The organism is Streptomyces sp. NPDC059994 (assembly GCF_042737755.1).
In the GTDB taxonomy this organism is placed as follows: Bacteria; Actinomycetota; Actinomycetes; order Streptomycetales; family Streptomycetaceae; genus Streptomyces.
The window spans coordinates 21,981-47,429 of sequence record NZ_JBHWUR010000037.1; the positions used below are offsets into that span (position 1 = coordinate 21,981).

Consider the following 25,449-nt stretch of genomic DNA (forward strand, 5'->3'; position numbering starts at 1 on the left):
TTCAGGTCAGACGAACCAGGCGGCGAAATGGGCGAGGCTCACGTCGGCGGCATAGCAGCAGCGACACGAGGGGTGCAGGGGCATCCGCGGCTGATCCCCCATCCGCCACGGGCTGCCCGTCTCAGCGTCGATACAGGCAGGACAGACGCGGCCATCGCCCGCGGTGATGATGTCAATCTGCAGAACGCCCTCGGACTGGTACAGGCTCAGCGCGCCTTCGTCAGCCGCGGTGGTCATCGCCCAGTCGACGGTGAACGCCACCGCGCCCTCGTCTGCGGTGAGGACATCGAGCGCCGCGTCGATCATTTCCTCGCGGGACAGGCCCGCCTCGGCACTGTCGGCGAGAACCCGCCCGAGGTCGGCTGCGGCGCCGTCGAGGGTGCGCCCGAGCCAGCCCCCGGCGTCGGCCCACAGTTCATCGAGGCGCTCCAGCGCCTGGTAGGCGTCCTTGAAGGCGAGATTCCAGTCGAGGCCGATGGTATTGGCGCGTTCGGCGGCGATGGCGACCGCATTGACCATGCCCTCGGCGCGGCCCGCGGCGATCGCGTTGCGGATCGCGACACGCAGGGCTGAGAACCCGGCAAGGTCGGCGAGTGCGTGCAGCATGGCCTTCGCTGCGGCGAGCGCTTCCGTTCTGATGCTGTTGCGCTCGGGGTCGCGGGCTTCGGTCATCCGTGCCCGCCAGCGCAGACTGTCGACCATGACGGCCACCGCGTCCCGGCCGAGGAGGGCACGCCATGCCGCTGTCACGAGCCGTGTGTGGGCTGCCTGTTGATCCTCGCGGCGCTGGAACAGCAGCGCCCACATGCCCTCCAACCTTCCCAGGTCGATAGTGGCTTTGAGGATGTCCGGGTCGTCGGTCGCTTCAGTCGCTATCCGTACCGCGGTCTCGCAGGCGAGCCGGACCCGAGCCGTCATGGGGCCGCCAGACAGTGCCCAGCCGGTGGCAAACGCCTCGCGTGCGACCGGCTCCATAGGATGCGCAAACGCCCTGTCGGTGCGGTCGGTGCCATGGACGGCCGACAGGGCGGTGAACTCGATCGGCAGCGCGTCGAGCCGATCCAGCGGCGCCTCCTCGTCCGGCTCCACGTGGGAGAGGGTGAGGTGGGCGGTGAAGCCGTGGTCCCGCGGGATCTGGATTCCCCGCTCGTACAGGGCGTCCAAGGTGTCGCGGCGCAGGTCTTCAAGGTCTGCGGAGTCGACGAGGACCACGAGGACGTCCTTGCCGCCGCCGGTGAAGCGGGCCAGCCCGGCCAGTTGCGCGGCGAGCGGACGGCGTGCGGTCAGCTCCGCGACGACCGCCCGCAGCGTGTCGCCGTCGATGTCGGCGGCGTCCCCGCAGTAAGCGACCGTGACGTGCAACTCCTCGGCCGTGAGTCCGCCCTCGATTGCCAGCTTCTCGGCAAGTTCCGGCGGCGGATAGAGGGCGATCATGCAGCCGTCGGAGTAGTCCAGGGATGCCACGCTCACCCCCCCCGTCATCCGACCCTCTTCTTGATCAGCGCCGCCGCGTCCTTGGCGCGCAGCGGATGGCCTTGCGGGTCCGGTGGCTGCACGACCGGGCTCGGATCAGGCGGCGTACTCATCGGCATCTCCCGGCAGCGCGGCAAGCGCTTCCCGCAGGCGCCTGCGGTACAGAAGGTGCCGGGACTCGGCCGTCTGCGGCTCCGGCGCCGCCACACGAGCGGGGCCCGGTGGCGGGGTCTTGCCGGCGAAGGGGGCAAGCCGGGCGGGGACTTCAGCTGGTTCGGGCTTCTCGACCGCGATCGGCTCCCCGTGCTCGGGGGGGCCGGGTTCCAGGGCGGTGCCGCGCAGTTTGTTCGCGATCGACGCCTTGGATGCGGCGTCCATGTCGGCCCAGCGCACCAGGTTGGTGCGGTCGACGAGGACGGCCTGGTCGCCGCCCTCGACGGGCGGTTCGCTGATGTCGGCGCGGTAGCGGTCCAGGGTCCAGGAACCGTTGCGCAGCCGCAGGTCGCGGATCTCCTCGATGGTCTTGGAGTCCCGCATGTCGATGTCCTGGAATTTGAGCTTCCAGCCCTCGACGCCGAACCCGAGCTTGGCAAGGTGGTAGTTCAGGGCCTCCAGGACCAGCTCGGCAATCGGCTGGCAGGTGTTGACCATGAAGGTGCGGTCCTGCGCCTCACCGGTGCCGCCACCGAGATTCCCGGACTCGATGATGCCGACCTTCGCTGGCGGCACCCCGTAGGCGGCGATGATCTCGTCGCGCTTCTGATCCAGGAACTTGAGGTAGTCCATGGTGCGGCTCTGGGCGAGCTCATGGACACTGGCTCCGCCCTTGGTGTTGATGGGGACGCCGATGTTGCGGGGGCCGACGTTGCGCTGCATGTACTGCGCATTCCACCTGTTGATCGCGTTGTCCTGAGCCCCCGCCGGGTGGTCGACGTGGATCAAGGGCGGCGCGCCCTTGCGGAAGATCTCCTTGGTGGTCGCCGCCGAGAAAAGCCACGACGTGATCGGCAGCAGAGCGGCCTGGGTGGGCGACACCCCGAATACGCCGGAGCGCGGAGAGTCGAGACTGATGTGGATCACGTCGCGGGGCTCGAACTTGGCGCGCTGCTGCTGCTCCGTCACCTGCACATAGCCGGTGATCGTGCCGTGCTCGTCCGCGATCGGCATCATGCTCGGACAGTCCAGGGAGTACAGGGCGACCGGCTGCTGCCCCACCCACACGACCTCAATGAATGCATCCCCGAAAACGAGGAGGTCGGTGATCACGCCGCGCAGGATCTGCCGAATGTTCTCGCGCGGGTTGCAGTAGGCGAGCATCCGCTCCAGCAGCAGCACTTCGGCCGGCTTGTCTGGCTCCTTCTCCTCGCCCTCGCCGTCGTCGTTGGCCCAGTCGGTAACCAGGCCCCCGGCGGTGACGGTGCGGGCGATGGCGTTGACCGACGCCCAGGCCCAGGGGCAGGCCAGGTAGGCGTCGTAGAGCTGGGTCAGCATCGAGCGCCGGTCGCTGCGGGTCGCAGCCCCGATGCCCTGGTTGGACTCGGTCAGGCCACCCGGGCCGACGCCGTACTCGTAGCCCGTGCGCTCAGGCAGCTTGGCCGCCCTGGCTGACGCGGTCTCCAGTACCTCGCCGCCGCCGGTCAGGTTCTGCCACCAGGTACGCAGGCTCACGGGGCTCCCACCGTCCCCCCGGCACGCGGTGCCTCATCGTCCTGCAGCCACCAGTCGTCGTCTGCTGCGTCGGGAGCCGGCCGGTAGGCCATCGTCGCCCCCAGCGCCTGCAGCACTTCGGGTCCAGGTTCGACTGTGCTCTCGTCGAGCATGACGAACTCGGGCCCTGATCCCAGGTTGATCAAGAGATAGCGGAGGGCATCGCTGGCGTGATCATCTGCCGTCGTATCGGCGTCTTCGGGGTCACCCTTAGTGGCATGCGGCAGATCCGCCAGCTCGCGGTACAACTCCGTGCAGGTCGAGAAGATGTGCAGTTTCGGGCACATCTCCCAGCCCAGCGCCCGGTGATGCGAGCAGGCCAGCGCCTCAGTCAGGTAGGAGTGGACGCGCTGCCAGCCGTTCACGCGCGAGCCCGCGCCCTTGCCGGCCTGGGTCAGGTGCACACCGCTATCTGCGTAGACCGCTGCGATCGGCTTGGCTTCACCGCGGGTCGCCCACATCGCATCGTCCGCGTACCGCACGGCGATATGCTCCCCGTCCGCCTCAGCCGCCAGAATCCGCTGCGCCTGCTCGCCCTCCCCCACACCCCGCTGGTAGCACTCGCGGTACACCCAGACCCGGCCGTCCTCGTCCTGCGCCGCCCACAACACAGCCCACGGCGCCGCGAAGCCCCAGTCGATGCCGTTGTACCGGCGCCAGGTCGGCGGCAGCTCCATCGGTTCGACAACGTGCCGGCCGCGCTTGAGCTCGGGGAACATCTGGCCGGCGAACACGTCCCAGTCACCGTCCAGGAATGCGGCGCGCAGCTTGCCGTCCAGGGCCTGCAGGTCCTGCGCGTACTCGGGGTTGACGTGCGGGTTGTCGGAGAGCCTCGATGGGATGAACCGCACGGTCCGGCCGCGGACGTCAGTGACGACCTTCTGTCCGTAGTTGGTGGGCTTGATGTAGCGGGTCTTCACCGCGCCATGACCCGGGCCGCCCGGATTCGTGCCGGACCGGATGCCGAGGACGGGGATGTCGCGGCGGCCGGAGCGCAGCCGCGACTCCAGGAAGGAGCACACGTCAGGGGGCGTGAGAGTCCGTTCATCGAAGAGGAGCTTCTGGTACTGGCCGCCCTGGCGGCGGGTGGCGTCCTGCACGGTCTCCGCGTACCGGAACATGATCAAAGCGCCGTTGGGGAACCGTAGCTCGAACTCGGTGCCGTTCCAGCTTGCCCCCAGCGCCCGGGCGAACGAGACCAGCGCCAGCTCGGCAATCAGGCTTTCCTTCAGCTCACCGTAAGTGCGCCGGAAGGCACCAACGCGCAGCCCCGGGTAGGTGGCACAGTCCCGGATGGCATCCATGACGAGCGCTCGGGTCTTTCCCCCGCCCGCGGCTCCCCCGTACAGGACGTCGAACTCGGTGGCGTCGTGGAACTCCTGCTGCTTGGCGGTGGGTACGTAGCCGAGATCGGCGAATACGTCGGGGGGTGGCTCTTCCAGCCGGTCGGCGACGCGCAGCAGCAGCAGGTCCACGGCGCCCCCTTCAGCGGCTACACGATGCGCAGCCGACGGGCCGCCACCTGCTTGGCCTTCACGCGGGTCTCGCCGGTGATGCCCGCGTAGGCCAGCGCGGCCTCGATGGCGCCGATGACCGCCTCGGCCTGCCGCTCGCTGATCGCCGCGAGCCTCTCGTCGATGTTGAGCTGCGCGAGCTTCGCGAGGAAGTTTCCGGCCCGGTCCATGGCGCGTTCGTACAGGACGATTTCGGCGCGGAGCTGCTCGCCGGCCGCGCCCTGGTAGCGGATTTCCTGCAGCTGGTTGACCATGCCCGCGCATGCGTCTTTGAACGCGAGGACTTCGCCTGCGACCTGCTGGAGGGCGAGGAGTGGGTTGTCGACCGGTGTGGCGTCGATGCGGGCCCACAGGCGCCGGGCCCGGGCATCGACCTCCGCATCCGCTTTACGCCGGTTGGCTGCGGCCCGGTTTTGGGGGGCTTTCCCGCCGTGGGCGCCGCACACGTCCTGGTAGGCCATCGACCAGCGCTTGCACGGCTCGCCGCTGCTGGCCGTCGCGGTGCACCGCCGCCGTTCGGGCACGTCGGTGAGGGGTTTGATCTCGGCCGGGTTGGCGTGGATGCGGCAGAGATCGCCGCCTCGCATGGCGGGCTGTTGGCACGGCCGCGCGGGTGCTTTCTCTGTCGGTTCGAGCATGACCGCGCAGGTGCGCCGGGCCATCAGGTACCGCCCCCGGTGATCCATCCGGGCGGCAGCTGTACCGGTACGGGGTCCGGCTCGGGATCGGGTGCGGCCTCGGGGGTGCAGTTGCAGCCGGGCAGGTCCGCCACCGTGGGGGCGGTGCAGGCCTTGAGGTGGATGAGTGCGGCGCGGTCGAGGCTGATGCCGTGGTCGGCGCAGCCGTGGACGAGGCGCGTGCAGTCCTGGGCGGTCGGCAGCAGCGGAAATGCGGGCGGGGGCCCGGCCGGGTCGGCGAGCTCGGTGGCGCTGTCGCGGCGGGCCTGCTCCAGGGCGATGTACGCGTCAAGCTCGTCGTCGCTGAGGCGCTTCTGCCAGTGGACGACCGCGCGGATTCCGCACAGCGCGCAGGCAGGGCCAGTGCCCTCCAAGGATGCGGGGATGGTCATCGCGTCTCCTTCGGCGCCGGGATGATCGTGGTGCGCGATGGCGGGCCTTAGCGGATGCTCAACATGCCGGACTGGCGGATGACGTTTTCAGGCCCGGGGGAATCGATGGCGATCCACACCCGGTAGCTGCCGCGGGTGAGCGTGAGTGCGCCGCCGTCGGGCCCGATGAGGAGCCGGGCTGCGCCGTCCACCCACTCGGCGGTCTTCCACTCCGCACCAGACGGGTTGTCGGCATGCGCCACCACGGCGATCTTGACCGGCGCTGCGGTGAGGTCGGTGCCAGCCGGTGCGGTGACCGGGATGTGCAGGTACTCCGTGGAGGAGGAGGGAATCAGCACGGTGCGCCCACCCCCCAACCGGGTAGCGGCGTCTGCACGTTCCAGGCGGCTGCGTGCGGTACGCCGACGGTGATGTCGAGGTCCAGGTCGAGGCCGCCCGCGGTGAGCGGCCCGGCAGCGGCTGCTTCCTGGGCGGGGCCGAGGGCAGCGCTCTTCACCCCGGCAAGCGGCTGGGCTGTCCCTACGGCAGCAGCAGGGGGGAGACTGTGGCTCACCTCGGCCGCGAGCGGCTGGGCTGTCTCGGCCTGCGCCGCGGCGAGCAGCGGCTCCGTCTTGACGCCGGTGACGGCTTGCGCGGCGCCAGCCTCAAGGGCAGCGCCGAGGACGCCCGTCTTGGCGTCGGCTACTTGCTGCGCCGCCTCGACGGCAGCCGCAGCGTCGAGGGCAGCGGTCTTGACGCCAGCAAGTGCCTGCGCCGCTTCGGTCGTGGCGCCGGTGCCGAGGGGCGCGGCCTTGGCGCCCGTGACCGGCTGCGCGGCGTGCGTAGCGGCAGCGAGCCCGAGCGCCGCCGCCTTGCCGCCGGCCAGAACCTGCGCGGTCTCGGTGGCGGCCGCGGTAGTGAGGGTCGCGCCGGCGGACAGGTCCGCGGCAGTGAAATCATCGAATCGCAGTGCCCCGGCGGAGTCGGCGCGGATGCCGACGCTGGTGCCGGTGGTGACTGCAGTGTCGGTGACGGAGACGCGCTGAATGCCGCCGACGTAGGCGGTGATGGTGCTGCCGACGGCTTGTACGCGTGCGATGTCGCCGGGGGCGGCGGCTGCGGCGTAGGTGCCGATGGCGGTGAAGGAGCCGCCGACGACGCGGAAGAGGTCCCACGACGTGCCGTTGTTGCGCCACAGGTAGCCGCTGGTGATGTTCGCGTTGCCTCGGCACCACACGCCCTGACTCGCGGCTGTGGTGGCGGCGATCGTGGCCTGGGCGTAGTGGTCGTTGCTGGCCATGGTGCTGGCGGCGCGCAGGATGATCGTGCCGCCTGCCGCGCCCGGGGAGAGCTGGTTGGAGAGGATCGACCAGTCCCCGGACACCTCGACCCAGCTAGCCCCGAGGTCGGTGGAGTTGGCGCGGTTGAAGTCGTCGCTGAAGCTCGCCACGGCGCCTCCCGCTCGGCCCGCTGGGGGTTACGCGGTGGAGCTGACCCGGCAGAAGTCCGCAATCGTGACCGTGAAGTTGTTCCCGTCCGGGGTCCACGTCACGTCGTGTTTGGTGAGCGGGATGAGGTCGGTGTCGGTGCCGCCGGTGGTGTCGGGGTCGTAGCAGATGACGACTGCGCCGATCGCGTTGCCGGTGGGGGCGGTCCAGGTGACGTCGGCGGCGTCGAGTGCGACGCGGTCGTTGGTGTCGTCGACGGTGACGGTGACGCTTGCGAGGGTTTTGCGGCCCACGGTGGTCTGCTCGTTGGTGGTCCCGGCGACGACGGCGGCGAGATCATCCTTGTCGCGCAGGACGGCGTCGGTCTCCAGGCCGCTGCTCTCCAACGGCACCAGGATCAGCGCGTCGTTCGCGGCGGGGAGGCTGGCGTAGTAGGCGAGCCGCCCGAGGGCAATGTTGAAACAGATGTTCGCCACGGCGGCTCTCCTTGTGGTGGCGCGCCGCGTGGCGCTGAGTGAAATGTCGAGCCCGCCCCGGCCCATGGGTGAAGTCGGCCGGGGCGGGTGTCCTGCCACCCAGCGTGGGACAGAGGGCGGCGGGACATCGGGGCCCACCCGGGCGCGGATGTGTGAAGCAGCCCCGAGCCTTGGGGTCAGGCGAGCTCCAACAGGTGCCAGACAAGCTGGCCGTCTGGAGTGGGGGCGGTACCGACGTGCCTGACCTTGCCGGGAAGTGGCTGGCCTGTACCGAAGACCCGGAAGCCGCGCGTCGCCGAGGGTCCGTCCGTATGAATCCCCCAGAGTTCGACGGCACGCGGATTGCGGCAGGCCACGTGGATCACGTCTCCTGAGAGCTGGACCGCGTGCCACTGGTCGTCGACGGGGATCTCGTAGCGGTAGATCGCTGAGCTCACGTCTCTGCCACCTCGGCACGGCAGCATGTCAGGGCGTAGTCGAGGAGTCCCATGAGCCGGTGATAGGGGACCTGTCCGCCACCGTCAGGCAGCAGTTTCCCGACCTGCGTGAGTCCATCGCCGTCACCGTCGAAGGACTGTGTAGCCGTAACAACGACCCATTCGGTGAGGACCCCGTCGGCGCCCTCCAGCTCGTTGACGCGACGGATCGCTTCTTCGAGCTGCTGGTAGGCAGCCTTCCGCTCAGAGTCGATGGCAGCCTCCACATGGTCTAGGTCCGTCCGGCCCCTCCCGCAGGCCGGACGGACCGGGGCCGCGCACCCGGGGGACGGATGTGACGCGGGCCCGCCTGCGCTGGAGCCGCCGCGCGCAGGAGATGGGGGTCAGGCGGCGCCTGCAGGCTGCATCAAGCCGCCCCGCTCGGCGAGTTCGCGCATGTGGGCGAGGAGGTAGACGGGACGGCCGAACTGGTTCTTCCCGGCCGCGATGAGAGACTTTCGGCGAACCCACATGTCTGCAGTGTTCCTCTTGATCCCGAGCGCTTCGACGCCTTCGCCAACGGTCACGAGGACTGGAATTGCGGGCGCCGCCAGCGGCGTCAGATGCTTCGATCGAATAGCGCTGACGCTAGCCAGCGTCGGCCAATCCGGTTTCGGCTGTCCATGCAACTCATGGAGTTGACCAGCAAGAGCGCTCAGAGGTTCGTTCGCTCGAAAGTACTCGGAACCGCCGACTCTCCACTTTGCGAACTCCTGGTGGCGCGCCCGCTCCACGGTGCGGCCCCCTGGCTCCCACGCAAGGATCTCGTCCGGCAGTAGAGCCGCGAAGCGGCTGTGCGGCTGGGTCGTGGTGCCGATCTTTATCAGGTCTGCGCGCCGCACATAGTAGACGATCGACGTCTCATTCGATTCATCAGACGCCCCTGTCCGCGCCTCGCACTGCCGCGTTGCCCGGTCGTGCCGGTGGCGCCCCAACGCCACGGCAACTCTCACGACGTGTTCATCGGGATCGATGCCTGCGCCGCGCATCTCGTGAAGGACGGCCACGATAGCCATTAGCGCGGGGTCATCCTGGTCGACCCCGCCCATGAGGGCGACGCCACTCGGGCGCCATCCTTCGTCAGCCCCTTCGGCGCGCGATCGGTCGACGGGCATGAGCCAGTTACTATCCACCTGTCGGTGCTCCCTGAAGCGTCGGCCACGCCCCGGGGATGTTCGTAGCATTCGCCGGGGTCTCTTCTGCCCCAATTTTAAGGGAAGTTACGCTGCGGCGAATGTCCTTCGGGCTCGATCTCGCGTGGCCCTTTCGGCCTTCACGACGTCGATTGCCCGGTACTTCGCTGTCCGGCACTTCTCGGAGTTCGCCCGCTTTAGGTGCCCACGGTGAACCCAGATCCGGATTGCGCTCGGTGACACCCCCGCAGCGGCGGCGGCTTGCGCGGTGGTCCAGAGGGTTGCCTGGAGGTCGCCGTCAAGGTCCATGTCGATCACGGAAGCCTCCCGAGATCTGTACGCGAAAGCCCCGAGGCCGAGGGCATCGGGGCTGATCGTTCATGGGCACATCTGTGCCGTTGAATGCACGTTACGCGTAACCCAACTCCATGGTCAAGCGGCTCTGATTCCTCGACATTCGGAGGCCAGAGCGCGAGTGTGCTCGTCGAACTCCAGGGGCGTCAGCAGCAGCCCGCAGTTGATGTTCCGGCACTCGATGTAGTCGTCTCCGTCCGCCCGGAACAGGGTCAGCAACTCGCAGCGCGGGCACGGTACTCGGCGGTGTTCGAGGCGCCGGTCGCGGGAGGTGAAGCGTTCGGCGGCCCGGTGCCATTCGCTGATCTGGGAGGCCGGGTTCCCGGAGAGCCGGTCGTACAGTTCGCCGGCCAGCGGGTGGTGCTCCAGCGCCCACGGCAGATGGGCGGTGAGGAAGCGGGTGGCGGCGGTGACGTCGGCGCCTTCCCTGCGGCCAGTTCGGCGGGCGTTGAGGTCGCGGAGGCTGCGGATGTCGTCTTCGAGGTCGCGCATGCCGCCGACGATGTGGTCGGTGAGGAGACGGGCGGCCTGGCCGGGCCAGACGGGGGTGCTGACGCGGCCGATGGTGCCGGTCGTCTTGGTCGGAGTCCCATTGAGGGCCTCCAGCCATATCGCGGCGACGAGTTCGGGGAGTTCACCGAGCTGGACTTGGGCGCGGTCCGTGCAGCCGAGGCAGTGGACCGGTTTGCCCCACTGGGGGGTGAGGTGATGTTCGGTTCCCTGGAGCGCGAGCTGCTGCTCGGCCTTACGCCAGGCAGCGTTGCATCGGCCGGGGCAGGGGGTGGGGATGGGGTGGGGCACGGCAGGCTCCTCGGTGCGGCGGAACGGAGGCGCGTGTGGCGGCTGCCGCCCATTGTGCACCTAGGGAGCGGCATCCTCCGTGGGCGTCACCGCGGTCGCCACGTCGATGCGGATCTTCTTCAGCTTCGAGCCGAGGCTCACCGAGACCGTCACGATCTCCTCACCGGTCGCCCCGGCCGCCTTCGCGTCGCGGACCCAGGCTTCGATCTCGGCGAGCGTCAGGAACGTGCCCTTGTCGGCGTGGTGCTCAATCGGCTTCGTCGCCATCGTCGTCTCCTTCGTCACAGTCGTAGCGATCGTTCCAGTAGCGGTCGTCGGCCTTCGCGGCTTCCTGCGCCGTCTCCTCCCAATGTTTCACGAGCCGGATTCCTTCTTTCGTTGCCTGTACTCCCGGGAACGCCGGTTCGCGCAGGTTCGACAGCTCCGCCAGCCGCGCTTGTCCACCTTGGTGTGGATCTCGTCGAATGGGTGCCCGTTCTCGCAGTGCGTGCGATCCTGCGGCAGGGGGCGCACGACTCGGCCCTCCTGCTCGGCAAGCTCGCGACGTCGTCGATTGTCGGTGTCCCGATGGCACTGAAAGCAGGCCCTACCCCCGCCTCGACGTAGATAGAGGTTGGCGCCCTCAAGTGCGTGGCCGTTCACGCAGTGGGTACGTTGGGCATGTTCAGCCGCCCACGACAGGCTGGTCAGCGTGTTTTCCCGAGGCGTAGCGAGGCGCAGATGGGCAGGGTTCGCGCAGCGTCGATGCGCGCACGAGGGGCCGCCCTCACAATTGCCGCGCTCGATGGCGACCGTGTGGCAGAAGTGATCCACATGGAAGCCAGCCGGTATGGGTCCCACGAAGACGAGGTACGCAAGGCGGTGTACGCCGATTCCGACCCCCTGCACTTTTGTCGCCCCGTAGCCCTGAGGCGACAGTCGCCCAGTCCAGAGCCAGCACCCACTGTCCACAACGGCAAGCGTTTCAGCAAAGAGGCAGAGTCGAGCGCGCGTGATGTGACGCTCAGCGCCGTTGGCCATCTTGATCACGGTGGGCTGCCAGTTGGCGATCATCTGCCACAAGTCCGGGTTCACGTGACTCCTCTTCAGGCGGTGAGCTCATAGGTGAGGCCGAGTCCGGCCATTCGCTTGTATGACGTGACGGCGGCGGGCAAGGCAAAGCTGTTCGGCTGATAGACCGCGACGTGGGTCCAGCGGTCGTCGATCAGGGCCCAGACCTTGCGGGGCTCGGTCATCGTTCCGGTGCGCCACGCCTTGGCGGCGTACCGCCCGAACCAGGAGCGGAGGCTGCGAATGAGGTCCTCGTCAAGGCCGAGGCGGCGGAGGAATTCGGAGCACTGGATGACGCGTCCGGCCTGAAGGTCGGAGGCGACGATGCCGGAGAGGGTGCGGTAGCCGAGTGCGCGGCTGGCCTGGAGAGCGGCGGTGATGGTGCGGCGGATGACGGCGAGTCTGCGAGTCACGGGATCCCCCTTGAAAGCTTGTGGCTACACAGTAATACGTAACTGTGTAGCCACACAAGTCATTCGACGAAAACCGTGTGGCAACATGACGTCATGGCCGCCAGCGAGAACGACCACACCTTCATCGCACGCTTCCGCCTCCCCCGCCGTGTGTGGGATGCCTACGAGACCGCCACCGCCCGCCAAGGCACGGACCGCAGCAGCGACCTCCTCAGCCACGTCCGCAGTTACCTCGCCGAGCACGGCACGACCGAGGAACAAAGCGCACTGGCAGCGGGAGAACAGGAGCTCGCCGAGCGCCGCGCCCGCACTGGCGGCCGACCATCCAAGAGGACGACCTCATGACCGGCGGCCCGATGGAGTTCCTCACGAACTGCCTCGACGAAGACGAACTGGCCGCCCGCAAGGCCGCTGCGCTATGCGGCTGCCACCCGGAGGCCCCGGACTGGCGTTTCAGCGACGGGTCGACCGACGGGCGCATCCTTATCGTCGGCGACCCGCATCCGGATATCCGCCGCAAGCTGGGGAGGCGCTGGAACGGCACCTACGACGGGCTGTTCACGGCCGAGCACATCGTCCGCCATGACCCGGCCCGCGTCCTGCGGGAGGTCGAGGCCAAGCGGCGGCTTCTCGCCGTGCACCGCCCCTACGTCGACGAACCCGATCAGGCCTGCCTGGGTTGCGCTGGCGGCATTATGTGGCGAAGCTGCCCGGTGTGGCGTGCGCTCGCGGCCGTGTATGCCGACCGGCCCGGCTACCGCCAGGAATGGCGTCCGTAGCCTCTCGTTCCCCGGACGCGGCCAGCGCTCCCCCGTCACACTGTCCTGATGGACGACCTGGTGTTCTCGGTGCAGGTGTCGGGCCGGGCTCGGTGTGCGGCCGAACTGGCGCGCTTGTGTACGGCGTTCGGCTTGGTTCCGATTCTGTCGCCGACGCTGTCGCCGGGGACGGACCGGTACATGGCGCGTTGCGCACCGCCGCGACCGGAGCCGGTGCCAGCGTGGGAGCCGGATGGCTGACGGCATGGCTGCGGCCCCTGCCTGGGTAGGCGCGGGGCCGCAGGGTCACCGTTGGCGGCGCCAAGGGTGAGGAGATGTGGTCGTCAGTCGTCGTCGGAGGGTGTGGTTTCGTATCGGTCGCCCCGCTCGTCGGTCATGCTCTGGCCGCCGCTCAGGCTGACTTGGCTCTCGATCTTCACGCCGTCGGGCAGGGGTGCGAAGTCGCCGTCCTCGTTGAAACCGAAGATCATCTTTCCCATGGTGTGTCCTTCGTCAGATGGTGGTGGGTGGGGGCGGTGGTAGCGGCCATCAGTCCCCCACCATGTCCCGGTACTCGTCGAGAATGTCCGGAACGGGCTTGAGGAGCTTGTCGGCCTTGCGGAGGAAGACAGCCCGCTCGGTGTCGTCGTCCGCGTGCAGGGCTTCGCCGAGGAGGATCCCGGCGGTCTCTAGGTCTTCATGCCCGTTGATGCCCACCATGCCGAAGTACCGGACGGCGGTGTCGAGGTGGTCGATGAAGGAGTCGAGGTCGGTGGCGGGGGTCTTCTCGGCGACGTAGGCGATGCCGTCGGCGTAGCGCTTGACGATGTCGGCGGCGGTGATCGTGGCGGTCTTCATGGTCAGTCCTCCAGCTCTTCCCACTCGTAGTCGTACAGACGGGCCGCGTCGGCCATCACCTGATGGTCGTTGGCCGCTTCACGGAGTTGCGTCCGGGCAGGCTCGGCTGCGGACTCGGCGGCCTTGCTGTACGAGGCGGCTTCTTCACTGTGGAGGCGGATGGCATCGGTGCGCTTCATTGCGGATCCCCTACTGCTGGTCGCTGGCGTCGTTGGAGATGTCGAGGTACGAGGTTCCGTCGGCGGCGGTCATCCCGCCGAGCAGGGCGGCGATTTCGCTGTCGGTGGCGGAGCGGCCTTCGGGGGTCTCGTCGTCGTGGATGAGCGCGTCAGGCATCGGGGTCTCCTCAGAGCTGGTTGGGTTCGAACGCGAAATACAGGACGCTGATCGGGCTGCCGTACTCCTCCTTGAGTTGATCGAGGAGGTACTTGAAGGCCCCTGCGCGGGTGAAGCCGACAGGGACGGTCAGGACGCCGTCGCGCGTGTTCAGTCGACCGTTATGGGTCTGCACGGTGGTGATGTAGTGGTAGTCGGTGGGCTCTTCGTGGCTGGCGGGGGCACTGGCCTGCTCGGTCTGTACGGTCATGGCAGTCTCCTTAGCTGCTCGTGTTGTTGATGCTGACGTTGACGTTGACCCCGCTGTTCTTGCCGCCCCGGCGGAGGACGACGGCCCCGGCGACGCAGATCGCCCCATAGCCGATGGCGGTGGTGGCCCCGGCCATGGCACCGAAGAAGAGGCTGCCCCCGTAACCGACGAGCGGGCTGACAGCGCCGGCGGCGAGGATGCGCTGCGCCCACGGATCGACCCGCGGCGGCGGAGCCACCGTCGGGGCGGGCGGGTAGATCCAGGTGGGGGTGCCGGTGAGCAGGTCCGCGACGAGCGTGGGCTGCTGCGGGGCTTCGGGGTGCGCGGGGTAGAGCGGGGGGCGGGGTACGGACGGGTCGGTGGTCTCGGTGGCGGGCTGCCCGGCCGTGGTAGGCGGGCGCTGGCCAGACAGCGGGGACATGAGAGGGCTCCTTCGGATTGGGGTCGGCTAGTTCCAGGGCGCTGCGGAGCGCTGGCCGTTGATCCAGTCGGTAAGCCGGTGGTCATCGACCAGCCGGATACCGACCTGGTGACCGAACTCGGCGGCAGCGCGCGTGAAGTGGGAGGTCGTGACGATCGCGGCGTGCTGGCAGTGGTGGGCGTCGCGGTAGGTGCCGTTGACCATCTGTACGTGCTCGGAGCCGACACTGTTGCCGCGCTGGTAGCGCTTGGCCTGGATGAGGCCGCGCCGGCCGTGCGGGTCGGTGTAGAGGACGTCCGCCGCAAGGTCACCCGCGCCACCGACGACTCGCACGTTGCGGCATTTGTCGCGGCGGCACAGGTCGGCGATGAAGTGCTCGAACTGGTCTGGCTTCAAGCGGTGGGGATCGACTGTGGTCAGCGCGCCGCCCTTGCGTGCCCGTAGGGCGGGCCGGGCCCTCATTGCGACCGTGATGGCGGCCGCGGCCACGAGGGCGGTGAGCGTAATGCCGAGGGCCGGGTGCGCGGCGATCCAGCGTGCTGCGGTGAGCGCCACGACAACTGCAACGGTGATCACCCACGGGCCTATGTGTATCTTGCGGCGGTTGCCCTGTCGCTGGGGGCTCCGGGCGGTCATGCGCATGTCGGTCTCCTGAGGCGTGGGTTAGTTGACGATCTGGTAGGTGCCGCGGCTGACGGCGGTGACGTGCCCGTCGCCTCGGAGTTCGGCCATGGCGTTGTTGACGCTGGCCGGGGACATGTCGTCCAGGTGCTTGCGGACGTCCTTGAGGGGCCAGGGTTGGCCGTCGGAGAGGAGGTCGAGGATGCGGTCCTTGATGGTCCCGGCCGACGGGGCGTCGTCGTCTTCGTCGTCGGCCCGGAGAGCGGCGAGCTGCTCCGTGGCGACGTCCGTCAGCGCCTCTACGGCGTTGTCGATGTCTTCCTCGCCCTCCCCGGCCAGGAGGGCTTCGGCGAAAGCGAGCCACCGCTGATAGGACTGCTGGAAGACGGCGTCTTCCTCGGGGGTGAGGCGCGGGATGGGCGCGGACTCCATCAGGGCGATGAGGCCGGGGTAGGTCTTGTTCTCCTTGCGGGCGAACCAGGTACGGCCGAGGAAGACGGTGCCGGACTGGATGATGTTGGCCATGCCCGCGGTGATGGGCCCCTTGACCGCTTCCCTGCCATGGAAGGAGGCGTCAATGTCGTTGCCGGAGCCGACTTTGAAGTGGCGGGGGATGGGGTCGAGATAGACGCCAGGCGGGAGGACGCCATCGGTCATCATGTGCGAGGTGGTGCTGGAGTTGACGCGTCCTCCCCACACGGTGCCGTTCTTGGCGTTGGCGCGGATGCGGTCCTTGTCACCGAGGTCGGCCAGGTGAATGCTCTGCGCGGCGAAGCGGATGCCCTCCAAGAGCTTGCGGCCGGTGGACTGCTGGTCGCCGACCAGGCCGGTGACCCACTTGCGGAAGGCGCGGGGGACGGTGGAGTCGGCGGACAGGGTGCGGTTGAGCTCGTCGAGGGTGATGTTGGCGAGCGGCCAGGGGTTGTTGATTTCGGCGGATCCCCAGCCGTTCGCGGCGGAGATCTTCTCCCGGTATTTCCCGAGGTCGTTGGAAGCGGCGAGGGTGGCCGCGGTGGCGGCGATGCCTTTGCCGAAGTGGTAGACCCTGCCTTCGACTTCGGGGAGGGACATGCCGTCCTGGGCGTCGGCGACGATGCTGACGATGCCGTTGATTCGTTCGGCGGCGATGACGGTGAGGAGGGTGACGGACTTGCCTGCGCCGGGGGCTCCGACGAACAGGTCGGTGATGGCGCCCATGACGGGGTCGTAGAGGGGGATGCGGGCTTGGCGGCCGTCGGGGCGCAGGCCGATGGCGATGGTGCCGTCGGCGTCCATCGTGAGGTCTTCGATGGTGGCTTCGCGGACGGTGAGGAGGGGGTGGTCTTTGTAGATGGAGACGACGCCGTCTCCGAGCCCATCAGTTTCGATCATGATGAGGCTGGAGTCCTTGTAGTTCAGGGAGCGAGCGATCTGCTTCTGGTTGAGCTGGATCATCTGGTCGTCGGGGGCGGTGACGCGCAGGGCGATGCGGTTGGGTTCGCGCCGGTAGTCCAGGAGGCTCATGCCGGGGGCGCCGCCGTTGGGGGTGGCGAGCTTCTCGTTGAAGAGCCGGTGGATGGGGTCGGTCTGGGCCAGCGTGAGCTGGTTGAGGGTGGGGCGGGCCTGGAGCAGCTTGCGGCCGGGCCCTGAGCCCTTGATGAGGTGGAGTTCGACGGTGTCGGGCGGCAGGTCGAACACGGCGGCGAGCGCGGTGGTGTTCAGGTCGGGGACGGCTTCGCCGGCTTCGGCGATGACGATGCCCCAGAAGTCCTGGAGGGGCTGCCCGGCGGGGTCGGTGTACTGGGTGACGCTGGTCAGACGGGTCGTCCCGGTGGTGCGCGCCGCCTCCCACTGGCTGGCCCGGTAGGCGGGGTAGCCGACCGGGGCCTGCTGCTGGGTGACGGAGGCGAGCGGGGGCAGCGCAAGCTGGAAGCGCTCGGGCGTGAGGTCGGCGGAGTGCGTGAGCGGCGTCGTGTACGTCATGGCCGCCCCCCAGGCCGGGGCCAGGAGCCACTCCCACCACGGGCTCCCGGGGATGCACAGCGGCGCCAGGTAGGCGGCAGAGCCGGTCAGGGCGGGGGTGAGGCGCTGCGCGGTCTTGATCAGGTTCCAGCCGAGGGGTTCGTCGTCCCACCGGCGCCACAGGTGCCGGGCCGCGGCCACGCCGAGGGCAGCGGCACCGAGGTGGGCGGGCCAGAAGCCGCTGTGCGGCCCCACGGCAAGGCCGAGGGTAGCCGCGCTGTAGGTGAGCCGTTCAAGGCGTTTGCGGCGGGCGATGCTACGGGCGGACACGATCCGCGGCGCGGTGGCGGTCGGGGAAGGCGTCGTGCTGGTGTCGTCGAGGGTCACGGCCGTGTCCTTTCGCTGCAGAGGTGGGTGGGCCGGTTCAGCGGACTTCGTTGAAGCCGGGCTTGGGCTGGTCGTAGGGCAGGGCGTTGGTGACCTCGTAGATGCCGCCGTACTCCGCCTGGTGGGCGTCGCGGACGGCGATCGCGTTGGCTTCCATCTGGTCGGCGGCGTTGGCGACCTCCCCGGAGGCCTCGGCGACCCGGTCGAACGCCTTGGACACCTCGATGGCCTGGCCCTGGAACTCCTGGGCGGCCCCGGCCTGGCCGAGGTGCCCGGCCAGGCGACGGGCCCGCTCGGCGTCCTTGTGCATGCGGCGCTTGAGGAGGTGCAACTGCTCCTTGAGGAGGGCTGCGGCGATGGCGAGCGCCATGACGCGGGCGGCCAGGGTGACGAAGTTGAGGATGCCGCCGATGGCTGTGCCCCAGCTCATGCGGGCGGGCGCGTGGTCCTGCGCGGCGGGCAGGCTGCCGCCGGACGCGGCGGCGACTTCGGCGCCGGTCTGTACGGACGTCGGCTCGATCGCGCCAGAGCCCTGGCTGGTGTCGTCGCTCATCGGAGCCTCCTCAGCTCTGGTTGTGGATCGGCGCGGACGGCGTGGTCAGGCCCGCGTCGGCGGTGGCCTGGGTGATGGGCCGGTAGGCGTCGTTGAGGTCGTTGTCGGCCTGCTCGGCGTCCTCGGCTGCCTGGAGCGAGGACACCTGCATCTCCTCGGACATGCGGGCCACGAGCTCCATGTCCTCGGACAGGTTCGCCATGGCGCCGGTGAACAGGGCACCGATCAGGTTGTGGTGGGTGGCGAGGTCCTCGGCGAACGCTTCGAGGGTCGCGGCGAGCTGGCGGGCGCGGGCGGCGAGCTTGGCGGACTGCTCGTGGGTTTTGAACCCGTCGTCCTTGAAGTCGCCGTACTCGTCAAGGGCGTCGTCGAGGGTGATCTCGGTGGCGTGCTGGGGATCCATGTGCCGGGCCTGGCGGATGACGGCCTGGGCGCGGCGGGCGGCACCGTTGCGGGCCTTCTGCAAGCGGGAATCGTGCGCAGGAAGGGGGGCGGGCGGCATCGGGATGGGCTCCTTGGGGCGGGTGGTGCCAGGTCGCTGGGTGTGCGGCTCAGGCGCGGCAGGCAGAGCGGGCTGCCCGGTGGCGGTCAGCGCCCGCTGGCCCTGCTCCAGGGCGTTGGGCTCCCACCGCTTGGCCTGCGCGCCGACGTAGTCCATCCGCTCCACGACGGTCCACGTCGGGGCTCCGGCCTGGCCGGCGTTCTCGAAGGGACTGCGGCGCGTGCCGCGACGGCCCCCGGCGCGTTCTCCGGCCGGTCCGCTGCTCCCGCCTGTACCTGTCTGGGTACTGCCGGGTGCCGCGCCGGTGAAGTTGCCGCCGTTGTCGGGTCGACCAGACGAGGCGGCACGAGCCCTCTCACGGGCGCGACGCCACCGTTCCCCGTTCCCGCCCGACCCGGACTTCGGGCTGCCCGACTTCGGGGTGTTGGCCTTGGCCGACTGCGCCTTCTGTCGCCGCTTGCGCTGCTTGTCGTTCTTCCACAGCGGCGGAGTGCCGCCGCCGTTGCGCTTCGTCCAGCGGCCGTCGGCTGCGGCCTTGGTGTCGTGCCACAGTGCGTTGCGCAGCTTCGACATGTCCGGCTGCCGCTTGGCCTTCTTCCGTCGGCTCGCCTTGTTCCCGGTCGGCGAGTTGTTGCCCTTCCGGTCGACGTTCTTCCGCTGCGGCTTGCTGCGGTCGTCCGCCTTCCACAGCGCGGGGGTGTCGAGATCCTTGCGCCGCCGTTTCAGCCGCTTCTTCGCGGCCTTGGACGTGTCGTTCTTCAGCGCCTCCGGCAGCCTGGTGCGGCCAGCGCTGTTCTTCTTCATGGTGAGTCCGGTGCCTTGCGAGCCCCGATGGGACGACTTGGTGCCCTTCCCTCCGGCCAGACCGTTGTCCTTCTTGTGGTCGCGGTCCACGCCGGGACCGTTCTTGTGGCCTGTGCCCTTGCGGCCCCGCCCGCCGGCGGCGGAGTCTTTGCGCTTCCGGTCGGCCCCGCCGGAGCCCGTGCCCGTCGCGGAGCCCGCGCCCTTGCCGCCCCTGCCGCCGCCCTTACCGCTGCGGTTGCCGAGCGTCTTCTGGCCGAACGCGTGGCTGTCAGGCACGCGCTTGGATCGGTGCTTAGCCGCCTTGTCGCCGGTAGCTCCCCCTTTCCTGGCGGACGCCTCAGCGGAGGCGAACCGGGCCTGCGCCATCGCCAGCTTGTGCTTGGCCCGCGCCTCCCGCAGCGGCGCCGCCTCAGCAGCCTTGGCCATCCGGCGCTGGCGCCAGTCCTCAAGCACAATGCACGACCCGCGCAGCGCCGCCACGGCAACAGCGAGAGTCGCCGCCAGCGACAGCGCCCCCAGCCGCGGGCCGGACCTGTCCCCGGAACCGGGGTTGCGGAACGTCTCGGGAAGGCCCCCGTCGGCGTGGGTGGCGACGACGGGCGCGGCTGTCAGGGTGGTGCTGGGCAGTGCCGCGAGGGCGCTCAAAGGGCTGCGGCGGCCGGTTCCGTTTGTGGGCTCGCCGCCGGGCTGCGCCGGGATGACGGGGCTCGTCACGTCGTCCCCGACCGGGGCCGGCTGAGTGATCGTGAAGCCGGTCAGGCCCGTGCGGCGGCCGAAGTCGATGACGGTTCCGGTGGTGCCGTCGTCCCTGTTGTCGCTCATCTCAGCCCCCTTTCAGGGTTGACAGTGCGTAGTCGGATCGGGCAGCCTCACGCGCGCGCGACGCGCGCGCTCGCTGGGGCGGTTCATCACCTCGCATGGGGGCGGGTGATGATGACGTTTCGTCACTCCGAGTGATGCTGGAAGAAGTTGTGCAGGTGTTGGGCAAGAGGCCCCCACAGCGACGAACCGCCTTCTTTGTCGGCCTGTTTCGCGAGCATCCGGCACGCGTCATGCCACACCGCCGCACGCTCCCTGTCGGTAGAGGCCTTGGCTTGCTTGGCGTTCCAGAAGGCGGCCTGGTTCTTCTTCCGCAGGGCTTCCGCTTGGCTGTTCATCCGATCCCCTTGAACAGCTCGTGGATCTGTGGGAGCGGGTCATTGGAGGGCTGCGGGAGCGGGGGGGCCTGCGGGCTCACGTACACCGGCTGAGCCTGCGGCATTCCCGTCTGCTGGCCCGCGGCACGCGGGTCGGCGACTAGGCCCTGCGTAGCCTCGGCGATCGTCCGCTGCGTCAACGCGTGCGCCCTCTGCGCGGTCAAGATTTTGTGTTCGCGGCGCTGCTCCTTCTTCGCGAGGGCCGTAGCACGCCGCTGAGGCAGGTCCAGGACCTCACGCCCGTAGGTCGCGTCGATGGCCTCGCATTCGGCGGCGGCCTTCTCCAGCAGCTTGGCGACCCGGTCGAAGCGGCCTGCGACCTTCGCGGCGCGGCGCCGCGCCGACCAGGGCTTGTCGCCGTCGATGGCGGTCTGGGCGAGGCGGGCCCGCACGATGCGGCTCATCTGCCGGATCTCGGTGGCGTCGTTGACAAAGGTGTCGCGCTGTCCGCTGCTGAAGCCGCCCATCCCATCGCGGGTCATCAGCTCGTTCAGGTCCATCAGCGTTCTCCTCAGCTACCAGTGATTGCGCGGACGTTGTCGGAGCCGAGCGCGGCGAGCTCGGGGTGCTCGGCCTCTATGGCGTCGCGGACTCGCTGGCATGAGGACCGGGAGATGGTCTTGTCGGCGAGCTTGGCGGTGACGAGCGCGTCGCGGATGTCGGTCCATTCGGGCCGCTTGCCGCGCTCGCTGTAGAGCTCTTTGACGCGCTCGGTGCGGCGCTCGGTGAGCGTCTTGGGCGCGCCCGGGCGGGCGCCCTTTTTGGGCTTGGGGTGAGCGCGGTGAGCGCGCTCGGTCTTGGGTCGCTGAGCGCGCTCACCCGGGCGCCCGCTCGGGCGCTCAGTGGGCGCGCCCGGTGAGCGCTCGGGGACGCTCACGGCGGGCACCTCTTCCTCCTGTTCAGCGGGCGCCTGAGCGCGCTCATCGTGAGCGCCGGAATCGCCCAGCGCGGGCGCCTCGGTGAGCGTCGCAGCGGGCGCCTCGGGACGGCTTCGTCGCCAGGTCCGGCGAGCGCGCGGCGGGGCGGTGATCCGGTGGATGCGGAGCATCACCCACGGCGCGATCGCAGCGACCGCGGCGATCAGCCACCACTCCGGCCGGAGGGTGCCGTGAGAGTCGACGCGGACTCCGAAGAGACCAGCCTCGGCAAGGTGGTAGATCGCATTGGCGGCGACCATGAGGAGCAGGGCGAGCATTACGTCGCGGTGCCGGCGCATCGCCTGCACGACGTAGATGTCGATGGCGAGCGGGAGTCCCCAGGCGATGGCGGGCGGCCAGCCGGTGAGGACGGCGAGGGAGAGTTCACCGGAGGCGGTGAGGAGGATCGTGGCTCCGAGGGCGACCCGCGGCGACCACTCGTCGATCTTCTGCCCGCGCCGCTCTTTCGCGTCGGTGCGGGCCTGGATGGTGTCGAGGTGCTGCTGGGCTTCGTCACGGATGCGGCTGGCGTCGAAGTCGGCTGCTGCCAGCGTCCGGGCGCGCAGCCCCTTCGCCTCCTCGGTAGTCCACTCGGCCTGCGCCTGCGCGTCGAGCAGCGTCTTCTGCGCCTTCTCGGCCGCGGCTGCGGCGTCGGCCAGGATCTGTTCCGCCTTGCCCTGTGCCGTCGTCAGCGTCTGGGATGCTTCGGCGGCAGCATCGGTGATGATGCGGTTCGCCTTGGCCGCCGCGTCCTCCCTTAGCTGCTCGGCGTCCCGGTGCGCCTGGTCACGGACCTCGTCGGCCCGTGCCTGACCGGCCTTCTCGGCCCGCTGGGCGGCGAGTTCGGCACCGGCCTGCCGGTCGACGGCTTCCGTGTCCGCGTCGGTACGGATGCGGGAGGCCCGCGCTTGCGCTTCCTCGACGAGGCGGTCCGCTTCCTGCTCGGCGCCGGCGACCATCTGGGCCACGCAGGCTGCCGCCTTGTCGCGGACTTGCTGCTGCTCTTCGTGGGCTGCCCGCACAATCTCCAGGGCCTGCTCCTGGGCTGCCGCCCGTGCCGTGTCGGCTTCGCGGCGTGCCTGGTCGAGCAGGGCTTCGGCGGCCTGAGTGGCGGCCTGTGCCTGCGCGGTCGACGTCGGGATGGCCGGAGATGCGGCGGGCGGCTGGGCCGGGGTGGGCTTGGGGGTGCTGCGGCGGCGGGCCACGACGAGGCCTCCAGGTCGGCGGTACGTGAGCAAGCGGGTCGGTGGATGGGGTGGTGCGGTTACCAGCGCACGGGATGCCGGTGTGCGGGCCGGATGGCGCACCAGGCGAGCGTCACGGCGAGCCCGACTCCGAGGGCGACGGGCGTGGACAGCGCCCAGGCAGCGACTCCGAGGGCAACCGGCAGCAGGCCGGGCGCCGCGAAAATCAGGGCGATGCCGAGGATCCAGGCGAGGGTGATGGCGGGGCGGGTGGAGTGGCGACTGGCCACGGCCGTGGTCCTTTCTGTCTCAGTCGGGAGGGGTGTGAGCGGCGCCTGCTGCACCCCACACCCGAGGCCACGGCCGCCCAACGTGATCGACCACGAGCGGCGGTTGATGTTGAGGCGGACACCGGGGAAGACCCGGAAGCTCTTGCGGAAGGTGATCGGCATGGTCACGCCTCCCCGCTCGCGTCGCCGCGCAGGAACGCCTCGGCCTCGGCGGCCAGGTCGCCAGCCTCGGCCGACGCGGCGTGCATCGCGGCGCCTTCTTCGGCGGCAAGGCGCAGCCGCTCCACATCCGCATCCGCCAACCGCACCGCGCCAACCAGGTCACCGCCCGGGGTGAGGACGAGGATCCTCGCGACGGTCCCGGTGTCCGGGCCCATCGCCTGCAAGGCACGCAGCAACTCAATCGCCCGCAGGCCGTCGTGACCCAAGGTCGCCATCAGACTTCGCCTCCCTCAACGCTGGGTTCGGCGGCAGCATCGGCGGCGTCAAGTACGGCCAGCAGGCCCTCTATGACGACCTCTAGGCGGCCGAGCATGCGGGCCATCGCCGCCGGATCCGATAGGTCCAGTGCCTTGGAGGCGGCGAGCGCCTCGTGGGCGTACCGGACGTCGATCTCGTCGGATCCGGTCAACTCGAAGCGAGCCATCACGCCTCGCCTCCCTCGATGGCGGCGGTCGCGCCGTGCGCACCGGCCGGGCACTGGTCCGCCCAGCAGTGATGCGTCGGGCAGGCGTCGGGCGCGTCCTGGAACAGGGCGTGCCACAGGTCGTCGGACATGGTCGGGGCGTCGGTGAGCATGGTCATGGTCACCAGTCCCCGAAGGTGCAGACGGGCCCGCAGCGGGAGGCCCGGCAGTCGTGCGCGCGGATCTCCGCGGCACGCTGCTCGTCCTGCTCCCGGCGGGACGGCCCCCAGCGGACCGGTTCGGCGCCAGCCTTCAGCTCGTCGCAGCGCGGACAGTCATCGACCTTCCGGCCGAACACGACCTGGTGCGAGTGCTTCGTCGCCATCACGCCACCGCCGCCGGGGTGCTGAGGCCACGGATCTCGTCCATCAACCGCGGACCCTCGGGGTCAGCCATGTCGAGACAGACCGCGTCGACGATGACCTCCGCCATCCGATTCTCGTCACCGACCGCACGGGCTGCACGGAACTCCGTGAACAGGCGCACCCGGTCGGCGTCGGGGTCGGCCCGATCCGTCGGCGGCACGGGCTCGGCATAGATCGGCTCGGAGTAGAACTGGATGCGCTTGACTCGGTTCGGGTCCATCGTCATCGCGTTCTGCTCGCGGCAGAACAGGTCCGCGACGGTGCCGCTACCGGTCTCGCCGACCTCGACGGCCCGGCCCCACCAGCCGGGGGCGACCTCCGTCTCCCTCATGATGCGGAAACCAATGACCCGCTCAGCAAGGAGGCGGCGGCGGCGGGCGGCCTCGGCCGGGTGCGCCTGGTCGTACAGCGACGCGGCGTCGGGAGCCGGGGCGCCGGTTGCGCGGCGAAGCGGCTCAGCCGCAGCAGCGGCAAGCAGACGGGACGGGGTGGAGGTCTTCATGATCAGGCCACTTCCTCTCCTGCATAGGTCGGGACAAGGAGGGGCGTGACGGCCGACTCGGGGATGCGGATGGCTCCCCCGCGCTTCTGCTCGTCGGCTACGGATTCCTGGCCGTACCGAATGGACGGCAGGCTTCCGGTCGCGACCCATCGATAGATGGTGGGGATGGACACCCGCAGGGCTGCCGCGACCTCTCGCACAGTCAGCAGCTTGGGGCCGTTGGGCAGCATCGAGCTCTCCAATCCAAAGTGGGGTGGATCGATGAGTTCGACTGTAGGAGGTTCTATGAACAGTTGCAACAGTCTCAGCGAAGCTGATCCCTCTCCTTTGCCTCTACGGCTCACCTGAGCTGGGCTTATCGTGGGCAAGGTGTTCAATACACGTGGAGAAGTCGCCGACCGAAGGGATAGCGAATGACGGACGCTCAGTGGACTGGCTCCTCAGTGCCGTACATCAGCCCCAATGGAGGCGACGTCTGGGGCAAGGAGGCGGCGTCGCAGGGACGTTCCGGCGGCCAGCGGATCCTCTTCGCCGGCCGGTCTCCGGCACCCGATGCGGTTGCCGCGACGTTCAGTCTGGAACCCGGAGCACCTGTTGTGCTGCGGCGTCGACTGATCCTCCTCGACGACGTTCCCGTGGAGCTCGCCGACTCGTACTGGCCCCTCGGTGTGGCTACCGGAACAGCCCTCGCCTCTCCCGGGAAGGTGAAGGGCGGGGCGCCGACCCTCCTCGCCGAGCTCGGCTACACGCCCGCCGACATTCAGGAAGCCGTGCGGACGCGCGAAGCCACGAAGGAAGAGCGTGAATCGCTGCAAATGACCGACCCGAACGAGTGGGTCCTGACACTCCACCGGGTGATCACTGGCGACAAAGGCCAGCCCTACGAGGTGTTCGTCAGCGTGTCCCCCGGCCGCTTCGGACAGCTCAACTACTCGATGAAGGTGAGCTAGCGATGCCGAACGAGCCAGTGGACGAGGCGACAGTGT

Annotated in this window: 39 protein-coding genes and 1 pseudogene; 4 read left to right on the forward strand and 36 right to left on the reverse strand. The window is 69.3% G+C overall.

From position 1 onward, the window contains the following. Positions 1-6 precede the first annotated feature (6 nt). From ACFWA7_RS19875 to ACFWA7_RS19950, 16 genes are all read right to left on the reverse strand, one after another. Positions 7-1,464 carry a 2'-5' RNA ligase family protein gene (locus tag ACFWA7_RS19875; RefSeq protein ID WP_385824215.1) on the reverse strand — a complete coding sequence of 486 codons (1,458 nt, stop codon included), beginning with the start codon at positions 1,462-1,464 and terminating at the stop codon, positions 7-9. A 105-nt stretch (positions 1,465-1,569) separates the two neighbouring features. Beyond that, positions 1,570-3,141, reverse strand: a complete 1,572-nt coding sequence (locus tag ACFWA7_RS19880; protein WP_385824217.1) for a phage portal protein — start codon at positions 3,139-3,141, stop codon at positions 1,570-1,572. Next, positions 3,138-4,655 carry a terminase large subunit domain-containing protein gene (locus tag ACFWA7_RS19885; protein ID WP_385824219.1) on the reverse strand — a complete coding sequence of 506 codons (1,518 nt, stop codon included), beginning with the start codon at positions 4,653-4,655 and terminating at the stop codon, positions 3,138-3,140. The genes ACFWA7_RS19880 and ACFWA7_RS19885 overlap by 4 nt, the downstream gene beginning before the upstream one ends. Positions 4,656-4,672: 17 nt before the next feature. Then, complete coding sequence (locus ACFWA7_RS19890; protein ID WP_385824221.1) at positions 4,673-5,332, reverse strand: hypothetical protein; 660 nt, start codon at positions 5,330-5,332, stop codon at positions 4,673-4,675. Positions 5,333-5,355: 23 nt separating this feature from the next. Then, positions 5,356-5,763 (reverse strand): hypothetical protein, encoded by a 408-nt coding sequence (locus tag ACFWA7_RS19895; RefSeq protein ID WP_385824223.1) that lies wholly within the window; start codon positions 5,761-5,763, stop codon positions 5,356-5,358. Between the two features lie 47 nt (positions 5,764-5,810). Continuing rightward, positions 5,811-6,101: a hypothetical protein gene (locus tag ACFWA7_RS19900; protein WP_385824225.1), complete on the reverse strand. Its 291-nt coding sequence runs from the start codon at positions 6,099-6,101 to the stop codon at positions 5,811-5,813. Continuing rightward, the gene (locus tag ACFWA7_RS19905; RefSeq protein ID WP_385824227.1) at positions 6,095-7,192 is read right to left on the reverse strand and encodes a hypothetical protein; all 1,098 of its coding nucleotides are present in this window, start codon (positions 7,190-7,192) and stop codon (positions 6,095-6,097) included. Before ACFWA7_RS19905 ends, ACFWA7_RS19900 begins: the two co-directional genes overlap by 7 nt. Positions 7,193-7,219: 27 nt before the next feature. Beyond that, on the reverse strand, positions 7,220-7,666 hold the full coding sequence (locus tag ACFWA7_RS19910; protein ID WP_385824229.1) for a hypothetical protein: 447 nt from the start codon (positions 7,664-7,666) through the stop codon (positions 7,220-7,222). 176 nt (positions 7,667-7,842) lie between these two features. Continuing rightward, on the reverse strand, positions 7,843-8,103 hold the full coding sequence (locus ACFWA7_RS19915; RefSeq protein ID WP_385824231.1) for a hypothetical protein: 261 nt from the start codon (positions 8,101-8,103) through the stop codon (positions 7,843-7,845). Continuing rightward, positions 8,100-8,369, reverse strand: a complete 270-nt coding sequence (locus ACFWA7_RS19920; protein ID WP_385824233.1) for a hypothetical protein — start codon at positions 8,367-8,369, stop codon at positions 8,100-8,102. Before ACFWA7_RS19920 ends, ACFWA7_RS19915 begins: the two co-directional genes overlap by 4 nt. A gap of 117 nt (positions 8,370-8,486) precedes the next feature. Beyond that, positions 8,487-9,257 carry a GIY-YIG nuclease family protein gene (locus ACFWA7_RS19925; protein WP_385824237.1) on the reverse strand — a complete coding sequence of 257 codons (771 nt, stop codon included), beginning with the start codon at positions 9,255-9,257 and terminating at the stop codon, positions 8,487-8,489. A 105-nt stretch (positions 9,258-9,362) separates the two neighbouring features. Then, positions 9,363-9,584 (reverse strand): MerR family transcriptional regulator, encoded by a 222-nt coding sequence (locus ACFWA7_RS19930; protein WP_385824359.1) that lies wholly within the window; start codon positions 9,582-9,584, stop codon positions 9,363-9,365. 123 nt (positions 9,585-9,707) lie between these two features. Beyond that, complete coding sequence (locus ACFWA7_RS19935; protein WP_385824239.1) at positions 9,708-10,430, reverse strand: hypothetical protein; 723 nt, start codon at positions 10,428-10,430, stop codon at positions 9,708-9,710. A 60-nt stretch (positions 10,431-10,490) separates the two neighbouring features. Next, positions 10,491-10,697, reverse strand: a complete 207-nt coding sequence (locus ACFWA7_RS19940; protein WP_385824241.1) for a hypothetical protein — start codon at positions 10,695-10,697, stop codon at positions 10,491-10,493. A gap of 87 nt (positions 10,698-10,784) precedes the next feature. Then, complete coding sequence (locus ACFWA7_RS19945) at positions 10,785-11,504, reverse strand: HNH endonuclease signature motif containing protein (RefSeq protein ID WP_385824243.1); 720 nt, start codon at positions 11,502-11,504, stop codon at positions 10,785-10,787. Positions 11,505-11,515: 11 nt separating this feature from the next. Continuing rightward, entirely contained in the window at positions 11,516-11,893 is a 378-nt protein-coding gene (locus tag ACFWA7_RS19950; RefSeq protein WP_385824245.1) for a hypothetical protein, read from the reverse strand. Positions 11,894-11,986: 93 nt separating this feature from the next. Between ACFWA7_RS19950 and ACFWA7_RS19955 the strand changes: the two genes are divergently transcribed. From ACFWA7_RS19955 to ACFWA7_RS19965, 3 genes are read left to right on the forward strand one after another with little or no spacing between them, the layout of a single operon-like run. After that, complete coding sequence (locus ACFWA7_RS19955) at positions 11,987-12,238, forward strand: hypothetical protein (RefSeq protein WP_385824247.1); 252 nt, start codon at positions 11,987-11,989, stop codon at positions 12,236-12,238. Then, complete coding sequence (locus ACFWA7_RS19960; RefSeq protein WP_385824249.1) at positions 12,235-12,672, forward strand: DUF6221 family protein; 438 nt, start codon at positions 12,235-12,237, stop codon at positions 12,670-12,672. Before ACFWA7_RS19955 ends, ACFWA7_RS19960 begins: the two co-directional genes overlap by 4 nt. A 48-nt stretch (positions 12,673-12,720) precedes the next feature. Next, entirely contained in the window at positions 12,721-12,912 is a 192-nt protein-coding gene (locus ACFWA7_RS19965) for a hypothetical protein (protein ID WP_385824251.1), read from the forward strand. A gap of 83 nt (positions 12,913-12,995) precedes the next feature. Here the strand turns inward: ACFWA7_RS19965 and ACFWA7_RS19970 are convergent, their stop codons facing one another. From ACFWA7_RS19970 to ACFWA7_RS20065, 20 genes and pseudogenes are all read right to left on the reverse strand, one after another. Continuing rightward, positions 12,996-13,151: a hypothetical protein gene (locus tag ACFWA7_RS19970; protein WP_385824253.1), complete on the reverse strand. Its 156-nt coding sequence runs from the start codon at positions 13,149-13,151 to the stop codon at positions 12,996-12,998. A gap of 49 nt (positions 13,152-13,200) precedes the next feature. Beyond that, the gene (locus ACFWA7_RS19975) at positions 13,201-13,509 is read right to left on the reverse strand and encodes a hypothetical protein (RefSeq protein ID WP_385824255.1); all 309 of its coding nucleotides are present in this window, start codon (positions 13,507-13,509) and stop codon (positions 13,201-13,203) included. A gap of 2 nt (positions 13,510-13,511) precedes the next feature. Continuing rightward, on the reverse strand, positions 13,512-13,688 hold the full coding sequence (locus ACFWA7_RS19980; protein ID WP_385824257.1) for a hypothetical protein: 177 nt from the start codon (positions 13,686-13,688) through the stop codon (positions 13,512-13,514). Positions 13,689-13,698: 10 nt separating this feature from the next. Then, the gene (locus tag ACFWA7_RS19985) at positions 13,699-13,845 is read right to left on the reverse strand and encodes a hypothetical protein (RefSeq protein ID WP_385824259.1); all 147 of its coding nucleotides are present in this window, start codon (positions 13,843-13,845) and stop codon (positions 13,699-13,701) included. A 10-nt stretch (positions 13,846-13,855) separates the two neighbouring features. Further along, the gene (locus ACFWA7_RS19990) at positions 13,856-14,095 is read right to left on the reverse strand and encodes a hypothetical protein (RefSeq protein ID WP_385824262.1); all 240 of its coding nucleotides are present in this window, start codon (positions 14,093-14,095) and stop codon (positions 13,856-13,858) included. A 10-nt stretch (positions 14,096-14,105) separates the two neighbouring features. Further along, positions 14,106-14,516, reverse strand: a complete 411-nt coding sequence (locus ACFWA7_RS19995; protein WP_385824264.1) for a hypothetical protein — start codon at positions 14,514-14,516, stop codon at positions 14,106-14,108. 27 nt (positions 14,517-14,543) lie between these two features. Beyond that, complete coding sequence (locus tag ACFWA7_RS20000) at positions 14,544-15,158, reverse strand: restriction endonuclease (protein WP_385824266.1); 615 nt, start codon at positions 15,156-15,158, stop codon at positions 14,544-14,546. 21 nt (positions 15,159-15,179) lie between these two features. Further along, positions 15,180-17,465 (reverse strand): hypothetical protein, encoded by a 2,286-nt coding sequence (locus ACFWA7_RS20005; RefSeq protein ID WP_385824268.1) that lies wholly within the window; start codon positions 17,463-17,465, stop codon positions 15,180-15,182. A gap of 37 nt (positions 17,466-17,502) precedes the next feature. Next, positions 17,503-18,018 carry a conjugal transfer protein TraB gene (locus ACFWA7_RS20010; RefSeq protein WP_385824270.1) on the reverse strand — a complete coding sequence of 172 codons (516 nt, stop codon included), beginning with the start codon at positions 18,016-18,018 and terminating at the stop codon, positions 17,503-17,505. A gap of 10 nt (positions 18,019-18,028) precedes the next feature. After that, positions 18,029-20,146 carry a hypothetical protein gene (locus ACFWA7_RS20015; protein WP_385824272.1) on the reverse strand — a complete coding sequence of 706 codons (2,118 nt, stop codon included), beginning with the start codon at positions 20,144-20,146 and terminating at the stop codon, positions 18,029-18,031. Positions 20,147-20,268: 122 nt separating this feature from the next. Further along, a complete protein-coding gene (locus ACFWA7_RS20020) occupies positions 20,269-20,481 on the reverse strand; it encodes a hypothetical protein (protein WP_385824274.1) in 213 nt (70 codons plus the stop codon). After that, a complete protein-coding gene (locus tag ACFWA7_RS20025; protein WP_385824276.1) occupies positions 20,478-21,020 on the reverse strand; it encodes a hypothetical protein in 543 nt (180 codons plus the stop codon). Before ACFWA7_RS20025 ends, ACFWA7_RS20020 begins: the two co-directional genes overlap by 4 nt. 11 nt (positions 21,021-21,031) lie before the next feature. Continuing rightward, positions 21,032-22,642, reverse strand: a complete 1,611-nt coding sequence (locus tag ACFWA7_RS20030; protein WP_385824278.1) for a hypothetical protein — start codon at positions 22,640-22,642, stop codon at positions 21,032-21,034. 329 nt (positions 22,643-22,971) lie between these two features. Continuing rightward, positions 22,972-23,073: pseudogene (locus ACFWA7_RS20035) on the reverse strand (DUF4236 domain-containing protein); the annotation flags it as partial. Positions 23,074-23,075: 2 nt separating this feature from the next. Continuing rightward, a complete protein-coding gene (locus tag ACFWA7_RS20040) occupies positions 23,076-23,348 on the reverse strand; it encodes a hypothetical protein (protein WP_385824280.1) in 273 nt (90 codons plus the stop codon). Further along, positions 23,348-23,557: a hypothetical protein gene (locus ACFWA7_RS20045; RefSeq protein ID WP_385824281.1), complete on the reverse strand. Its 210-nt coding sequence runs from the start codon at positions 23,555-23,557 to the stop codon at positions 23,348-23,350. The genes ACFWA7_RS20040 and ACFWA7_RS20045 overlap by 1 nt, the downstream gene beginning before the upstream one ends. Then, a complete protein-coding gene (locus ACFWA7_RS20050; RefSeq protein ID WP_385824283.1) occupies positions 23,557-23,715 on the reverse strand; it encodes a hypothetical protein in 159 nt (52 codons plus the stop codon). The genes ACFWA7_RS20045 and ACFWA7_RS20050 overlap by 1 nt, the downstream gene beginning before the upstream one ends. A gap of 2 nt (positions 23,716-23,717) precedes the next feature. Next, positions 23,718-23,921, reverse strand: coding sequence for a hypothetical protein (locus ACFWA7_RS20055; protein WP_385824284.1), 204 nt, complete (start codon positions 23,919-23,921; stop codon positions 23,718-23,720). Beyond that, entirely contained in the window at positions 23,921-24,463 is a 543-nt protein-coding gene (locus ACFWA7_RS20060) for a hypothetical protein (protein ID WP_385824286.1), read from the reverse strand. Before ACFWA7_RS20060 ends, ACFWA7_RS20055 begins: the two co-directional genes overlap by 1 nt. A 2-nt stretch (positions 24,464-24,465) precedes the next feature. Next, a complete protein-coding gene (locus tag ACFWA7_RS20065) occupies positions 24,466-24,693 on the reverse strand; it encodes a helix-turn-helix domain-containing protein (RefSeq protein ID WP_385824288.1) in 228 nt (75 codons plus the stop codon). A gap of 183 nt (positions 24,694-24,876) precedes the next feature. On the opposite strand from ACFWA7_RS20065, the gene ACFWA7_RS20070 reads away from it, so the two are divergent. Then, positions 24,877-25,413, forward strand: coding sequence for a UTRA domain-containing protein (locus ACFWA7_RS20070; protein ID WP_385824290.1), 537 nt, complete (start codon positions 24,877-24,879; stop codon positions 25,411-25,413). Positions 25,414-25,449: the final 36 nt, after the last annotated feature.

Coding starts and splice junctions, on each gene's coding strand:
- ACFWA7_RS19890 (WP_385824221.1), bottom strand. CDS start 5,332: ATGCTCGAACCGACAGAGAAAGCACCCGCGCGGCCGTGCCAACAGCCC.
- ACFWA7_RS19895 (WP_385824223.1), bottom strand. CDS start 5,763: ATGACCATCCCCGCATCCTTGGAGGGCACTGGCCCTGCCTGCGCGCTG.
- ACFWA7_RS19925 (WP_385824237.1), bottom strand. CDS start 9,257: ATGCCCGTCGACCGATCGCGCGCCGAAGGGGCTGACGAAGGATGGCGC.
- ACFWA7_RS19930 (WP_385824359.1), bottom strand. CDS start 9,584: ATGGACCTTGACGGCGACCTCCAGGCAACCCTCTGGACCACCGCGCAA.
- ACFWA7_RS19940 (WP_385824241.1), bottom strand. CDS start 10,697: ATGGCGACGAAGCCGATTGAGCACCACGCCGACAAGGGCACGTTCCTG.
- ACFWA7_RS19955 (WP_385824247.1), top strand. CDS start 11,987: ATGGCCGCCAGCGAGAACGACCACACCTTCATCGCACGCTTCCGCCTC.
- ACFWA7_RS19960 (WP_385824249.1), top strand. CDS start 12,235: ATGACCGGCGGCCCGATGGAGTTCCTCACGAACTGCCTCGACGAAGAC.
- ACFWA7_RS19965 (WP_385824251.1), top strand. CDS start 12,721: ATGGACGACCTGGTGTTCTCGGTGCAGGTGTCGGGCCGGGCTCGGTGT.
- ACFWA7_RS19970 (WP_385824253.1), bottom strand. CDS start 13,151: ATGGGAAAGATGATCTTCGGTTTCAACGAGGACGGCGACTTCGCACCC.
- ACFWA7_RS19975 (WP_385824255.1), bottom strand. CDS start 13,509: ATGAAGACCGCCACGATCACCGCCGCCGACATCGTCAAGCGCTACGCC.
- ACFWA7_RS19980 (WP_385824257.1), bottom strand. CDS start 13,688: ATGAAGCGCACCGATGCCATCCGCCTCCACAGTGAAGAAGCCGCCTCG.
- ACFWA7_RS19985 (WP_385824259.1), bottom strand. CDS start 13,845: ATGCCTGACGCGCTCATCCACGACGACGAGACCCCCGAAGGCCGCTCC.
- ACFWA7_RS19990 (WP_385824262.1), bottom strand. CDS start 14,095: ATGACCGTACAGACCGAGCAGGCCAGTGCCCCCGCCAGCCACGAAGAG.
- ACFWA7_RS19995 (WP_385824264.1), bottom strand. CDS start 14,516: ATGTCCCCGCTGTCTGGCCAGCGCCCGCCTACCACGGCCGGGCAGCCC.
- ACFWA7_RS20000 (WP_385824266.1), bottom strand. CDS start 15,158: ATGCGCATGACCGCCCGGAGCCCCCAGCGACAGGGCAACCGCCGCAAG.
- ACFWA7_RS20010 (WP_385824270.1), bottom strand. CDS start 18,018: ATGAGCGACGACACCAGCCAGGGCTCTGGCGCGATCGAGCCGACGTCC.
- ACFWA7_RS20015 (WP_385824272.1), bottom strand. CDS start 20,146: ATGAGCGACAACAGGGACGACGGCACCACCGGAACCGTCATCGACTTC.
- ACFWA7_RS20020 (WP_385824274.1), bottom strand. CDS start 20,481: ATGAACAGCCAAGCGGAAGCCCTGCGGAAGAAGAACCAGGCCGCCTTC.
- ACFWA7_RS20025 (WP_385824276.1), bottom strand. CDS start 21,020: ATGGACCTGAACGAGCTGATGACCCGCGATGGGATGGGCGGCTTCAGC.
- ACFWA7_RS20040 (WP_385824280.1), bottom strand. CDS start 23,348: ATGGCGACCTTGGGTCACGACGGCCTGCGGGCGATTGAGTTGCTGCGT.
- ACFWA7_RS20045 (WP_385824281.1), bottom strand. CDS start 23,557: ATGGCTCGCTTCGAGTTGACCGGATCCGACGAGATCGACGTCCGGTAC.
- ACFWA7_RS20050 (WP_385824283.1), bottom strand. CDS start 23,715: ATGACCATGCTCACCGACGCCCCGACCATGTCCGACGACCTGTGGCAC.
- ACFWA7_RS20055 (WP_385824284.1), bottom strand. CDS start 23,921: ATGGCGACGAAGCACTCGCACCAGGTCGTGTTCGGCCGGAAGGTCGAT.
- ACFWA7_RS20060 (WP_385824286.1), bottom strand. CDS start 24,463: ATGAAGACCTCCACCCCGTCCCGTCTGCTTGCCGCTGCTGCGGCTGAG.
- ACFWA7_RS20065 (WP_385824288.1), bottom strand. CDS start 24,693: ATGCTGCCCAACGGCCCCAAGCTGCTGACTGTGCGAGAGGTCGCGGCA.
- ACFWA7_RS20070 (WP_385824290.1), top strand. CDS start 24,877: ATGACGGACGCTCAGTGGACTGGCTCCTCAGTGCCGTACATCAGCCCC.